The sequence below is a fragment of the Pseudomonas sp. AU11447 genome, from assembly GCF_001672555.2.
In the GTDB taxonomy this organism is placed as follows: Bacteria; Pseudomonadota; Gammaproteobacteria; order Pseudomonadales; family Pseudomonadaceae; genus Pseudomonas; species Pseudomonas nitroreducens.
This window is the reverse complement of record NZ_LZDG02000017.1, coordinates 148170-161883: the sequence shown is the minus strand read 5'-3', so window position 1 is coordinate 161883 and position 13714 is coordinate 148170. Positions and strand designations below refer to the sequence as shown.

14 protein-coding genes are annotated in these 13714 nt (G+C 65.6%); 11 read left to right on the top strand and 3 right to left on the bottom strand.

Annotated elements, in window-relative coordinates:
- Positions 1–3: 3 nt before the first annotated feature.
- The 9 genes from A6723_RS01425 to A6723_RS01385 all read left to right on the top strand — a co-directional run bounded on the left by A6723_RS01425 (position 4) and on the right by A6723_RS01385 (position 6445).
- Complete coding sequence (locus A6723_RS01425) at positions 4–732, top strand: class I SAM-dependent methyltransferase (protein ID WP_054910020.1); 729 nt, start codon at positions 4–6, stop codon at positions 730–732.
- Positions 729–1220, top strand: a complete 492-nt coding sequence (locus A6723_RS01420; RefSeq protein WP_054910021.1) for a hypothetical protein — start codon at positions 729–731, stop codon at positions 1218–1220. Before A6723_RS01425 ends, A6723_RS01420 begins: the two co-directional genes overlap by 4 nt.
- A complete protein-coding gene (locus tag A6723_RS01415; protein WP_054910022.1) occupies positions 1217–2425 on the top strand; it encodes a beta-ketoacyl-[acyl-carrier-protein] synthase family protein in 1209 nt (402 codons plus the stop codon). The genes A6723_RS01420 and A6723_RS01415 overlap by 4 nt, the downstream gene beginning before the upstream one ends.
- Entirely contained in the window at positions 2422–2922 is a 501-nt protein-coding gene (locus A6723_RS01410) for a hotdog family protein (RefSeq protein WP_054910023.1), read from the top strand. Before A6723_RS01415 ends, A6723_RS01410 begins: the two co-directional genes overlap by 4 nt.
- Positions 2915–3643: a 3-oxoacyl-ACP reductase FabG gene (fabG, locus tag A6723_RS01405; protein WP_054910024.1), complete on the top strand. Its 729-nt coding sequence runs from the start codon at positions 2915–2917 to the stop codon at positions 3641–3643. The genes A6723_RS01410 and fabG overlap by 8 nt, the downstream gene beginning before the upstream one ends.
- Complete coding sequence (locus A6723_RS01400; protein ID WP_054910025.1) at positions 3643–4869, top strand: beta-ketoacyl-ACP synthase; 1227 nt, start codon at positions 3643–3645, stop codon at positions 4867–4869. Before fabG ends, A6723_RS01400 begins: the two co-directional genes overlap by 1 nt.
- A gap of 61 nt (positions 4870–4930) precedes the next feature.
- Entirely contained in the window at positions 4931–5329 is a 399-nt protein-coding gene (locus A6723_RS01395; RefSeq protein ID WP_054910026.1) for a hypothetical protein, read from the top strand.
- A 27-nt stretch (positions 5330–5356) separates the two neighbouring features.
- Positions 5357–5797, top strand: coding sequence for a hypothetical protein (locus A6723_RS01390; protein WP_054910027.1), 441 nt, complete (start codon positions 5357–5359; stop codon positions 5795–5797).
- A gap of 48 nt (positions 5798–5845) precedes the next feature.
- Positions 5846–6445, top strand: coding sequence for an Sbal_3080 family lipoprotein (locus A6723_RS01385; protein ID WP_054910028.1), 600 nt, complete (start codon positions 5846–5848; stop codon positions 6443–6445).
- Between the two features lie 4 nt (positions 6446–6449).
- Here A6723_RS01385 and A6723_RS01380 read toward each other — a convergent pair whose 3' ends face one another.
- Entirely contained in the window at positions 6450–7355 is a 906-nt protein-coding gene (locus A6723_RS01380) for a LysR family transcriptional regulator (protein ID WP_045215991.1), read from the bottom strand.
- Positions 7356–7685: 330 nt separating this feature from the next.
- On the opposite strand from A6723_RS01380, the gene A6723_RS01375 reads away from it, so the two are divergent.
- Complete coding sequence (locus A6723_RS01375) at positions 7686–9029, top strand: MFS transporter (protein WP_054910029.1); 1344 nt, start codon at positions 7686–7688, stop codon at positions 9027–9029.
- Positions 9030–9272: 243 nt separating this feature from the next.
- Positions 9273–10664: a GABA permease gene (gene gabP / locus A6723_RS01370; RefSeq protein ID WP_054910030.1), complete on the top strand. Its 1392-nt coding sequence runs from the start codon at positions 9273–9275 to the stop codon at positions 10662–10664.
- A 314-nt stretch (positions 10665–10978) separates the two neighbouring features.
- Here the strand turns inward: gabP and hemE are convergent, their stop codons facing one another.
- Both hemE and A6723_RS01360 read right to left on the bottom strand, forming a co-directional pair.
- Positions 10979–12043, bottom strand: coding sequence for a uroporphyrinogen decarboxylase (gene hemE, locus A6723_RS01365; RefSeq protein ID WP_054910031.1), 1065 nt, complete (start codon positions 12041–12043; stop codon positions 10979–10981).
- Positions 12044–12271: 228 nt separating this feature from the next.
- Positions 12272–13690 carry an FAD-dependent oxidoreductase gene (locus A6723_RS01360; RefSeq protein WP_054910032.1) on the bottom strand — a complete coding sequence of 473 codons (1419 nt, stop codon included), beginning with the start codon at positions 13688–13690 and terminating at the stop codon, positions 12272–12274.
- Between the last annotated feature and the right edge of the window lie 24 nt (positions 13691–13714).

Here is a 13714-nt window from a genome sequence, read left to right as displayed (position 1 = left end):
GTCATGACCCGCCCCGCCTCCACCTACGTCGAAGAAACCCGTTTCGGTTTCTGGTTCCTGCAGAGCCACACCTGGCAGCACCATGTGCTGCGCGTGGCGATCAACGATCTCAAGCGCCTGGTCAGTTGGGACATCCCGCAGAACCCGGTGCTGCTGGACGCCGGCTGCGGCCAGGGCCGTTCGTTCCGCCTGCTGCGCGAGGCGTTCAAACCCGGCCGCATGATCGGCCTCGACGCCGACCCGCACAGCCTCGACTGCTCGGCGGTGGAAGCCGCGCGGGAGAATGTCGAGGTGGAGCTGAACTGCGCCGACTGCGCCGACCTGATGCTGCCCTCGGCCAGCGTCGACATCCTGTTCTGCCACCAGACCTTCCACCACCTGGTGGAGCAGGAGCGCGCCCTGGCCGAGTTCTGGCGCGTGCTCAAGCCGGGTGGCCTGCTGCTGTTCGCCGAGTCCACCGAGGCGTACATCGATACCTGGGTAATCCGCTGGTTCTTCCGCCACCCGATGCACGTGCAGAAGAGCGCCGCGCAGTACCTGCAGATGCTCCGCGAGCAAGGTTTCGAGTTCAGCGAGAAGAACGTCTCCTACCCTTACCTGTGGTGGAGCCGCTCCAAGGACTTCGGCCTGCTGGAGCGCTGGGGCATTCGCAAGGCCAGGCCGTTCGGCCAGCGCGAGGAAACCCTGGTCAACGCCGTGGTGCGCAAGCCGCTGGAGAACCGCCCCGCATGATCCGCTGGCTGAGCCTTGCCCTGTTCCTGCTGCTGGCCGGTTGCGCCCAGCACACGCCGTTGCCCTCCGCGTTGCCGCCGCTGGCGACGCCGTTGCAGCTGCACATCCAGCGCGAGCAGGTGGGCTCTTCCCAGGACTGGCTGCTGGTGATTCAGCAGGAAGGTGGCGCCCTGCGCTGGTCGCTGATCGACCCGCTGGGCATCCCGCTGTCGCGGCAATTGCTGCGTGACGGAGCATGGAGCAACGACGGTCTGCTGCCGCCCAATCCCGAAGCACGGGAGTTGTTCGCCGTGCTGCTGTTCGCACTGACGCCGCAGGATCAGCTTGCCGCGCGCTACCAGGCCAATGACTACCGGACAGACGGCGCCACGCGCCATCTGCAACAGCACTGGAAGATCACTTACCGTTCGGCACAGGATTTCACCCTGCAAGCCGCCGACACCCGTTACCAGGTGACGCCCCTGAACACCGAGAGCGCCGCGCCATGACCGCCACTTACCTGAACGAGCTGGGCCTGATCTGCGCCCTGGGCAACGACCGCCGCGAAGTGGCCACCGCGCTGCTGGCCGGGGAGTCCGCCGGCATGCAGGTGCAGGCGGGCTGGGTGCCGGGCAGAAGCCTGCCGGTGGGCTCGGTGAAGGCGCGCATGGCGGCCATTCCCGACAAACGCCACGACACCCGCAACAACCGCCTGCTGCTCGCCGCAGCAACGCAGATCGACCCGGCCATCCGCACCGCCATCCAGCGCCATGGCGCTGCACGCGTGGCGGTAGTGCTGGGCACCAGCACCTCGGGCATCCAGGAAACCACCCAGGGCATCCGCCATCACACCCTGCATGGGCAGTTGCCGGAAGGCTTCCACTATTCGCACCAGGAGCTGTCCGACCCGGCCGTATTCCTCGCCGAACACTATGGGCTGGCTGGGCCGAGCTACGTGATTTCGACCGCCTGCACCTCCAGTGGCCGAGCCCTGCAGAGCGCCCGGCGACTGCTCAAGCTGGGCCTGTGCGACGCGGTGCTGTGCGGCGGCGTGGACAGCCTGTGCGAGCTGACGCTCAACGGCTTCGGCTCATTGGAAGCGGTCTCCGACGAACGCTGCAATCCATTCTCGGCCAACCGCAAGGGCATCAACATCGGCGAAGGCGCCGCGCTGTTCCTGATGACTCGCGAGCCGTCCCGCATTGCCCTGCTCGGCGCCGGCGCCAGCTCCGACGCACACCATATTTCCGCCCCCGATCCCGAAGGCCGGGGCGCCCGTGAGGCAATGCGCAAGGCACTCACCGAGGCGAAACTGGCAGCCGAGCAGATCGCCTACCTGAACCTGCACGGCACCGCGACCGCGCACAACGACGCCATGGAAAGCCTCGCCGTGCAGGCGGAGTTTCCCCAGGGTGTGCCCTGCTCCTCGACCAAGCCGCTGTCCGGGCATACCCTCGGCGCCGCCGGAGCACTGGAAGCAGCGTTCTGCTGGCTGCTGCTGGGCGAGCACAACCCGGAAAGCCGCCTGCCGCCGCAGCGCTGGGATGGCGTCACCGATCCGCAGCTACCGGCACTGGCGCTGGTCCGCGACGAGGGCCCCAGCCTGCCGCTGAACGGTCCGCGCTACCTGATGAGCAATTCGTTCGCCTTCGGCGGCAACAACATCAGCCTGATCCTGGGCGAGATGAGCAATGAGTCTGGAGTGACCCGATGATCGACTGGCCGATCGCCTCCCTGCTGCCCCATGCGGGCGACATGATCCTCATCGACGAAGTACTCGACTTCGGCGAGGAAGACATCCGCACGCGCCTGACGGTGCGCCCGGGCGGCCTGTTCAACGAGGCCGATGGCAGCCTGCCGGCCTGGGTCGGCGTGGAACTGATGGCGCAGAGCATCGCCGCCTATGCCGGCTGCCAGGCGCGCGTGCGCGGCGAGCCGGTGGAGCTGGGCTTCCTGCTCGGCACCCGCCAGTACCAGTGCGACGTGGCGAGCTTCCCCGCCGGGTCTGAAATCACCATCCATGCCATCCGCACCCTGCAGGACGACAACGGCATGGGTGTCTTCGAATGCCATCTGGAAGGGCCGGGCATCAAGGCGCTGGCGCGCCTGACCGTGTTCCGCCCGCCGGAAGTGGCGAGCTATCTACAAGAACCTTCTCCCGAGGCTCCAGAACAGAGAGCCGAGAGCCGAAAGAGCCAAGCGTATGACTAACTCCATCCTCGTAACCGGCTCCAGCCGCGGCATCGGCCGCGCCATTGCCCTGCGCCTGGCACAGGCCGGCCACGACATCGTGCTGCACTGCCGCAGCGGCCGCGCCGAAGCCGACGCCGTGCAGGCCGAAATCCAGGCGCTGGGTCGCAGCGCCCGCGTGCTGCAATTCGACGTAGCCGACCGCGAGGCCGCGCGCACCATCCTCGAAGCCGACGTGGAAACCCACGGCGCGTATTACGGCGTGGTGTGCAACGCCGGCCTGACCCGCGACGGCGCCTTCCCGGCACTGACCGGGGAAGACTGGGACCAGGTGCTGCGCACCAACCTCGACGGCTTCTACAACGTCCTGCACCCGGTGATCATGCCGATGATCCGTCGCCGCCAGCCGGGGCGCATCGTCTGCATCACCTCGGTCTCCGGGCTGATCGGCAACCGCGGCCAGGTCAACTACAGCGCCTCCAAAGCCGGAGTGATCGGCGCCGCCAAGGCGCTGGCCATCGAGCTGGGCAAACGCAGGATCACGGTGAACTGCGTGGCGCCGGGGCTGATCGACACCGCGATGCTCGACGAGCAGGTACCGGTGGAGGAAATCCTCAAGATGATCCCCGCCCAGCGCATGGGCACCCCGGAAGAAGTCGCCGGCGCGGTGAATTTCCTGATGTCGGCCGAGGCCGGCTACATCACCCGCCAGGTGCTGGCGGTCAACGGAGGGCTGTGCTGATGAAGCGTGTGGTCATCACCGGCATGTCCGGCATCACCTCCCTGGGTTCGGACTGGGCGAGCATCGAGGCGAACTTCAGCGCCAACCAGAGCGGCATCCGCCGCATGGACGAATGGGACCGCTTCACCGAGCTCAATACCCGCCTGGCCGGCCCGGTGCTGGATTTCACCGTGCCCAAGCACTGGACGCGCAAGCAACTGCGCAGCATGGGGCGGGTCTCGCGCCTGTCAGTGGACGCTGCCGAGCGTGCGCTGGCCGATGCAGGGCTGCTGGGCGACGAGTCGATCCGCGATGGGCGCATGGGCGTGGCCTGCGGTTCGTCCACCGGCAGCACCGACGAGATCAAGGCGTTCGGCAACATGCTGCTCAACTCGGTGGCCGACGGCCTCAACGCCAACTCCTATGTGCGCATGATGCCGCACACCACGGCAGCCAATATCAGCATCTTCTTCGGCCTCAAGGGCCGGGTGATCCCGACCTCCAGCGCCTGCACCAGCGGCAGCCAGGGCATCGGCTACGCCTACGAGGCGATCCGCTTCGGCCGCCTGCCGCTGATGCTCGCCGGCGGTGCCGAGGAACTCTGCCCGACCGAGGCCATGGTGTTCGACGCACTCTACGCCACCAGCCTGAAGAACGACGCCCCGCACAGCACCCCGCGCCCCTACGACAGCGGCCGCGACGGCCTGGTGATCGGCGAAGGCGCCGGCATGCTGGTACTCGAGGAACTGGAGCACGCCCTGGCCCGCGGCGCGCATATCCACGCCGAGATCGTCGGCTTCGGCAGCAACGCCGACGGCCAGCACACCACCCGCCCGGAGCAGTCGACCATGCGCCGCGCGATGGAGCTCGCGCTGGAAGACGCCGGCCTGCACGCCGATGCCATCGGCTATGTGAACGGCCACGGCACCGCCACCGAACAGGGCGACATCGCCGAGACCCTGGCCACCAGCGAACTCTTCGGAAAGCGCATGCCGATCAGCTCGCAGAAGAGTTTCCTGGGCCACACTCTGGGAGCGTGCGGCGCGCTGGAGTCGTGGTTCAGCATCGAGATGATGAACAGCGATCGCTACGTGCACACCCTGAACCTGGACGAGATCGACCCGCGCTGCGGCGAGCTCGACTACCTGCGGGGCGAGCCGCGCGCAATGAGCAACGAGTACGTGATGAACAACAACTTTGCCTTCGGCGGCATCAACACCTCGCTGGTCTTCCGCCGCTGGCGCTGAGCCATTTCCACCGTAACCGCAAGAACGATACTGCCCAACGACACTGCAAGGAGAGCAAGCCATGTCCCGACTGATCCGCAGCCTGCTGCTGTGCGTGGCCACCGCGATGGCCGTCGGTTGCACCACCAAGCCCGTCGAGAACATCGACCAGTCGCTGCCGCCCGATAGCAACCGCACATCCGTGCAGGTACAGGCGGCCATCCGCGATGCGCTGGAAGAACAGAAGTGGGAGGTGCAGCAGGATTCCGGCAACGTCATCTACGCCGAGATCACCGTGCGTGAACGCCACCACGCCGAGATCAGCATTCCCTACAGCAGCCAGCAGTACTCCATCAAGCTGCGCAGCAGCCGCGGCCTGGACGAGAAGGACGGGCAGATCCACCGCAACTACAACAAGTGGGTCGCGATCCTCAACAACAAGATCCTGCAGAACCTGCACCTCGCCCCGCCGAGCAACTGATCCCACCCATCGACAAGGAGTCGATCCATGCAACGCAAGACCCTCGGGCTGCTCGCCCTCGCGCTTTGCGCGTCCATCCCCGGCATCAGCCAGGCTCGCGACACCACCCTGCACCTGCCCTTCGACGACGTCGTCGCCGAGGCGGTGAAGACCGGCAAGCTCGATGGCAGCGTGAAGTTCTACCTGGCGGGCAACCCGGCGGGCGCCAAGCTGAATGTGATCCAGTCCGGCGCCATCACCAACAAGAAGACCAACGCCTTCAACAAGAGCGACGAGGAAGCCTGCCGCTGGGCGCTGCAGTCGGCGCTGATCACCCTGCAGGATTCGGCGAAGAAGGCCGGCGCCACCGCCGTGACCAACATCGTCAGCTACTACAAGCGCAACGAGTACAAGGACGCCCAGCAGTTCGAGTGCCACGCCGGCGCCGTCATCGCCGGGGTCGCGCTGAAGGCCGACTACGCGAAGTAATCCCTTCGCCCTGCCCTGCCGGGCAGGGCGTTTTCACGGAAGAACTCCATGCGCTACCCGATTCTACTGCTGCCCATCGGCGCAGCACTGCTGAGCCTGGGCTGCACCTCGGTGCAGGTCGAACCGCTGGCCCAGGCCGATGCCGTCGTCTGTATCGAGAAGAACCCCAAGGTGATGGTGTCGGACTTCGTGCCTGTGCTGCAGGACGGTTTCGCCCGTCATGGCATCACGGCGCTGGTCTACGACGGCCAGCCTCCGGCGGACTGCCGCTACCAGGTGACCTACGACGCTCGCCGCTCCTGGGACATGGCTCCGTACCTGTCGACCGCCGAGATCACCGTGCGCGGCCCCTCGCGGGAGCTGGTCGGCCACGCCGAGTATCACCTGCGGGCCAAGGGCGGCCTGTCGATGATGAAGTGGCAGGGCACCAAGGCGAAAATGGACCCGGTGATCGACGAATTGCTGGCCGGCACTCGCGTCGCTGCCGCGCCCACCGTCGCGCCGCCGCGCAGCGTGGTGCAGCCGGCGACCAGGGAGACCGCAGGCCTGTCGCGGGACGAGCAGATCCAGGCGCTGCAGCTGGAGAACCTCGACTACGTCGAGTACCAGCGTCGCTACCAGCAGATCCTGCAGAACACCGCGCCCTGAACCCTCAGCCAGCCCTGCCGGCCTGGACTTCCTGGGTCACCAGGTCGAAGAACGATTGCGCCAGGCGCGACGTCTCGTTGCGCCGCCGCACCAGCCACACCGAACTGGTCGCGCCCGGATCGCTCAAGGTGCGGTAGACCACACCGTCCACCCGCGTACGGCGGAACGACGCCGGCAGCATCGACACGCCCAACCCCGCCGCCACCAGGCCGATGATGGTCATCGCCTCGCCCGCCTCCTGGGCGATGCGCGGGCTGAAGCCGGCCTGCCGCGACAGCGCCATCAACTGGCTGTAGAGGCCCGTGCCGTAGCTGCGCGGGAAGAATACAAAGGGTTCGTCCGCCAATGCGGCGAACTCCAGCCCCTCCTGGCTGGCCTGCGCCAGCGGATGATCGGCGCGCAGCACGGCCACCAGCGGTTCGCTGAACAGCTCCACGGCTTCCAGGGTTTCCGGCAACGGGATCGGCCGGATCAGACCGACCTGCACGCGCTCCTCCAGCAACGCCTGTACCGCCTGCCCGCTGCTCAACTCCTGCAGGTCCAGGTGGACGTCCGGATAGGCCTGGCGGAACGCCAGGATCGCGCGCGGGATGCTGGAGGTGAACGGCGCCGACGCGGTGAAGCCGACCTTCAGCTCGCCAATCTCGCCCTGGTGCGCACGGCGAGCCAGGAGCACGGCGCGGTCCACCTGCTGCAGTACCTGTCGGGCCTCGTCGAGAAACAGCTTGCCGGCCTCGGTCAGCGCCACCCGGCGGTTGGTGCGCTCCAGCAGGCGCGCGCCGATCTCTTCCTCCAGCGCCTGGATCTGCTGGCTCAGCGGCGGCTGGGAAATTCCCAACTGCTCGGCGGCGCGGCCGAAGTGCAGCTCCTCCGCCACGGCGATGAAGTAACGCAGGTGTCGCAGTTCCATGTATCCCCCTGCTGGAGCGTCGGTGTTCCGGGTTGGCTAGGAGCGGACTTCATCCGCGACAGGTTGAGCCCGTGCCGTGCCGGGCGGTTCGCGAGCTGAACCAACGTCACCGACAATCGATTCGTAAAACGAATCAAACGTGTCGATTAATATATTGGAAATAATAAAGCCCGCTCCTTATCCTTTCCACACAAGCCCAATAACGACTACCAACCTGCTCCCTGCCTGGCCGCGCGGGCCCTTGCCGCCATTCCAGGCTCTCCTGCTTTTACCAACCTGAGGTGTGTCGTGAGTCAACCTGCCCTGCGGGCTTTGCGGGAAGAACAGCCTATGGCGGCCGAGCCGTCGGTCGTACCAGAGCCGTCCGCCGCCAACGATCCGGCCGAACCGCTGCCTGATCTGCGAGAAAGCGCGCGCGAAGCCAACAGCGACGTGGTGCGTGTCGTCGAGGAAATCGAAACCTACATCGAGAAAGGCACCCCGGCTTTCATGCGCACGTCGCTGGCGCTGTTCTCCGGCGGCTTCGCCACCTTCGCCCTGCTCTATTGTGTGCAGCCGATGATGCCGGTGCTGTCGAAAGCGTTCGACCTGACCGCCGCGCAAAGCAGCCTGGTGCTGTCGATCTCCACCATCACCATGGCCTTCGGCCTGTTGGTCACCGGGCCGATCTCCGACGCCATCGGTCGCAAGTCGATCATGGTCGCCTCGCTGGTCCTCGCCGCCCTGTTCACCATCGGCAGCTCGCTGATGCCGACCTGGCACGGCGTGCTGGCCATGCGCGCGCTGCTCGGCCTGTCGCTCAGCGGCCTGGCGGCGGTGGGCATGACCTACCTTTCCGAGGAAATCCACCCGCAGCACATCGGGCTGTCCATGGGGCTGTACATCGGCGGCAACGCCATCGGTGGCATGAGCGGCCGGTTGATCAGCGGCGTGCTGGTGGACTACGTGAACTGGCACGTGGCGCTGGCCACCCTGGGCGTGCTCGCCCTGGCTGCGGCCCTCCTGTTCTGGCGCATCCTTCCCGAATCGAAGAACTTCCGCCCGGCACCGCTCAAGCCGCGCCGGCTCATCGAAGGCTTCACCGGGCACTTCCGCGACGCCGGCCTGCCGTGGCTGTTCCTCGAAGCCTTCCTGCTGATGGGCGCCTTCGTCACCCTGTTCAACTACATCGGTTATCGCCTGCTGGCGGAGCCCTATCACCTGAGCCAGGCCATCGTCGGCGTGCTCTCGCTGGTCTACCTGTCGGGCATCTACAGCTCGGCGTGGGTCGGCTCGCTGGCCGACAAGCTGGGCCGGCGCAAGGTGCTCTGGGCGATGATCGCGCTGATGCTCGGTGGCGTACTGATCACCCTGCTGCAACCGCTGGCCCTGGTACTGGTTGGCCTGCTGGTGTTCACCTTCGGCTTCTTCGGCGCGCACTCGGTGGCCAGTAGCTGGATCGGCCGCCGCGCCCTGAAGGCCAAGGGGCAAGCGTCGTCGCTGTACCTGTTCAGCTACTACACCGGCTCCAGCGTCGCCGGCACCGCTGGCGGCCTGTTCTGGCACCAGTACGGCTGGAGCGGTGTGGGCCTGTTCATCGCCAGCCTGCTGGGCATCGGCCTGCTGGTGGCCTTGCACCTGTCGCGACTACCAGTGTTACCTCGCGACCTCCCCGCACCGGGCAGAAATGGGTAGTTTCTACACATCTAGAAATACTCATGCCTGAAAACGACATGGAACGGTCGTGCAAAGACATTAATCTCAGATCCGATAACGCCTGCCAGGCGGGCGTTGTAGGATAACTTCCCAACCTACGACTTAAGTCGTAACAAAGTGTGGCGCGATCCTTGCGTTCACAATGTCGAACGACTTGTTGGAATCCTGAAACGGACCTCGACTCCCGCAGTACGCAATTCCCTCCGTAGTTGTAGGTAAAGCATGAGCAGCACCCCAACCTCCGGGCTCTCCCAGGGCCTGCAAAATCGTCACGTCACGATGCTTTCGATCGCCGGCGCCATTGGTGCAGGCCTGTTCGTAGGCTCCGGCCACGCCATCGCCGAAGCCGGCCCGGCCGTCATGATTTCCTATCTGGTCGCCGGCCTGCTGGTGGTCCTGGTGATGCGCATGCTGGCCGAAATGGCCGTCGCGCAGCCGGACAGCGGCTCCTTCTCCACCTACGCCGACCGTGCCATCGGCCACTGGGCCGGCTTCACCATCGGCTGGTTGTACTGGTGGTTCTGGGTCCTGGTGATCCCGCTGGAGGCCAACGCCGCCGCGGCCATCATCCACGCCTGGTTCCCTGGCGCGCCGATCTGGGTGCTGGCCTTCCTGATCACCTCCGCGCTGACCGTGACCAACCTGTTCAGCGTGAAGAACTACGGTGAGTTCGAGTTCTGGCTGGCGCTGATCAAGGTCGTCTCGATCATCGCCTTCCTGGTGCTGGGCTGCGCGGCCATCTTCGGCTTCTCGCCCAACAGCGAAGTCTCCGGCATCGGCCACCTGACCAGCGAAGGCTTCCTGCCCAAGGGCTGGGGTGCCGTGCTCGCTGCGCTGCTGACCACCATGTTCTCCTTCATGGGTTCGGAAATCGTCACCATCGCCGCCACCGAGTCCAAGGACCCGGAGCAGCAGATCACCCGCGCCACCAACTCGGTGATCTGGCGTATCGCGCTGTTCTACCTGCTGTCGATCCTGATCGTGGTCTGCCTGGTGCCGTGGAACGACCCGCGCCTGGTGAGCATGGGCTCCTACCAGACCGTGCTGGAACACCTGCACATCCCGTACGCCAAGCTGATCGTCGACATCATCGTCCTCGTCTCGGTAACCAGCTGCCTGAACTCGGCGCTCTACACTGCCTCGCGCATGATGTACTCGCTGAGCAAGCGCGGTGACGCACCGAAGATCGCCCAGGTGACCAGCGCCAGCCGTACCCCGGTGTATGCCGTACTGCTGTCCACCGCCATGGCCTTCCTGTGCACCTTCGCCAACTACCTGGCCCCGGCCGAAGTGTTCAACTTCCTGCTGGCCAGCTCCGGCGCCATCGCCCTGCTGGTGTACCTGGTGATCGCCCTGTCGCAGCTGCGCATGCGCAAGAAGCTGCTCGCCCAAGGCCACCAGCTGAAACTGAAGATGTGGCTGTTCCCCTGGCTGACCTGGGCGGTGATCATCTTCATCGTCGGCGCCCTGGCGATCATGCTGATCCGTCCGGATCACCGCATGGAAGTCGTTGCCACCACCCTGCTGACCGTCGTGGTGGTCTGCTCCGGCCTGCTGGTGTCCAACCGCCGCAAGGCCCAGCGCGCCGCCGGCCTGGTGGGCGACGCCGCGTAATGCGTTCTGTTGGGGCTTGATGCTCCATGAGGGAACGAAAAAGCCTCGCCTTACGGCGGGGCTTTTTTGTTTTCGGGGAAATACCTCTGCTGTTAGGGCCGATCGCGGGCGGAGTCCGCTTCCACGCGCGGATTGGCTTTTGCCGGTGCGGGGTTGGTTTGCGATACGCCGGAAGGCCCAGTGCCGGGTCGGTTCGCGAGCAAGCTCGCTCCTACAAAAAAGCGCTGCCTGTAAGAGCGAGCTTGCTCGCGAACCCCGGAGCCAGAAACGAAAAAGCCCCGCATGCGCGGGGCTTTTTCAGTTCGGCGTCAGGCTCAGTGGTACTGCGCCGACAGCTCGTGTACGGCCTCGAAGAAGGCACCGGCATGGGCCGGGTCGACTTCCGGGGTGATGCCGTGGCCGAGGTTGAACACGTGGCCATTGCCGTTACCGAAGGCACCGAGGATGCGCGCGACTTCAGTGCGAATGGCGTCCGGCTTGGCGTAGAGCACAGCTGGGTCCATGTTGCCCTGCAGGGCAACCTTGTCGCCGACGCGGGCGCGGGCGCTGCCGATATCGCAGGTCCAGTCCAGGCCCAGGGCCTCGGCGCCGGTATTGGCCATGGACTCCAGCCACAGGCCGCCGCCCTTGGTGAAGAGGATCACCGGCACGCGGCGCCCTTCGTGTTCGCGGATCAGACCGTCGACGATCTTCTGCATATAGGCCAGGGAGAACTCCTGGTAGGCCGCTGCCGACAGCGCACCACCCCAGGAATCGAAGATCTGCACGGCTTGTGCGCCGGCAAGGATCTGGCCATTGAGGTAGCTGGTGACCGACTGGGCCAGCTTGTCCAGCAGCGCGTGCAGGGCCTGCGGGTTGTCGTAGAGCATCGCCTTGGTCTTGCGGAAGTCACGGCTGGAGCCGCCTTCGACCATGTAGGTGGCCAGGGTCCAGGGGCTGCCGGAGAAACCGATCAGCGGCACGCGGCCGTTCAGCTCGCGGCGGATGGTGCGCACGGCGTCCATCACATAGCCCAGGTCCTTCTCCGGATCGGGGACCGGCAGGGCGTCAATGTCGGCCTGGGTGGTCACGACCTTCTTGAAGCGCGGGCCTTCGCCGGTCTCGAAGTACAGGCCCTGGCCCATGGCGTCGGGAATGGTGAGGATGTCGGAGAAAAGGATCGCTGCGTCCAGCTGCGGGTAGCGGTCCAGCGGCTGCAGGGTCACTTCGCAGGCCATCTGTGGGTTCATGCACAGGCTCATGAAGTCACCGGCCTTGGCGCGCGTGGCGCGGTACTCCGGCAGGTAGCGGCCGGCCTGGCGCATCATCCAGACGGGAGTGACATCGACGGGCTGCTTGAGCAGGGCGCGAAGGAAGCGATCGTTCTTCAGGGCAGTCATAACGGCATCCGGAAAAAAAGTGCGGGCATTTTCGCAAAGCCCAAACGAAAAGGCACGGCGGGTGCCGTGCCTTTCGTCCATCGCGACAGTTTGTCGCTGCGACCCTCTGTGATTTAAGCGTCGCGAGCGAAGCTCAGGCAAGGCGGAAACAGGCGAGGAAGCGGAGTTTGCTGCAGCAAATGAGCATTCCGAGCCTGTTTCCAACGCCGCCTGAGCTAGCGCAGCAGCTTAAACGCCGAGGTAGTCCAGGATGCCTTCGGCGGCCGTCCTGCCTTCGAAGATCGCCGTCACTACCAGGTCGGAACCGCGGACCATGTCGCCGCCGGCGAAGATCTTCGGGTTGCTGGTCTGGTGCTTGAACTGCGCAGCGGCCGGGGCGATGACGCGGCCCTGGCTGTCGATTTCCACCTGGTGCTGGTCGAACCACGGCGCCGGGCTCGGGCGGAAGCCGAAGGCGATCAGCACGGCTTCGGCCGGGATGATCTCCTCGGAGCCCGGGATCGGCTCGGGGCTGCGACGACCACGCGCATCGGGCTCGCCGAGACGGGTCTCGACCACCTTCACGCCTTCCACCTTGTCCTCGCCGACGATGGCGATGGGCTGGCGGTTGAAGAGGAACTTCACGCCTTCTTCCTTGGCGTTCTTCACCTCTTTGCGCGAGCCGGGCATGTTCTCTTCGTCACGGCGGTAGGCGCAGGTCACGCCTTTCGCGCCCTGGCGGATCGAGGTGCGGTTGCAGTCCATCGCGGTGTCGCCACCGCCCAGCACGACGACGCGCTTGCCCTTCATGTCGACGAAGTCTTCCGGCGACTTCTCGAAGCCCAGGTTGCGGTTCACGTTGGCGATCAGGAAGTCCAGCGCGTCGTGCACGCCGGGCAGGTCCTCGCCGGGGAAGCCGCCTTTCATGTAGGTGTAGGTGCCCATGCCCATGAATACGGCATCGTACTCATCGAGCAGTTGCTCCATGGTCACGTCCTTGCCGATCTCGGTGTTCAGGCGGAACTCGATGCCCATGCCGGTGAAGACTTCGCGCCGGCGCGACAGCACCTGCTTCTCCAGCTTGAACTCGGGGATGCCAAAGGTCAGCAGGCCGCCGATTTCCGGGTTCTTGTCGAACACCACCGGGGCCACGCCGTTGCGCACCAGTACGTCGGCACAGCCCAGGCCCGCCGGGCCCGCGCCGATCACGGCGACGCGCTTGCCGGTGGGCTTGACCTTGGACATGTCCGGGCGCCAGCCCATGGCGAAGGCGGTGTCGGTGATGTACTTCTCCACCGAGCCGATGGTGACCGCGCCGAAGCCGTCGTTCAGGGTGCAGGCGCCTTCGCACAGGCGATCCTGCGGGCACACCCGGCCGCAGACTTCCGGCAGGGTGTTGGTCTGGTGGGACAGTTCGGCGGCGGCGAGGATGTTGCCTTCGGAGACCAGCTTCAACCAGTTGGGGATGAAGTTGTGCACCGGGCACTTCCACTCGCAGTACGGGTTGCCGCAGCCCAGGCAACGGTGGGCCTGGTCAGCCGCCTGTTGCGGCTTGAACAGGTCGTAGATTTCCACGAACTCGCGCTTGCGCTGGCGAAGAAGCTTCTTCTTCGGATCCTTGCGCCCGACTTCGATGAACTGGAAGTCATTGTTAAGACGTTCAGACATTTTCAGACCTCATCAAACTTCAGG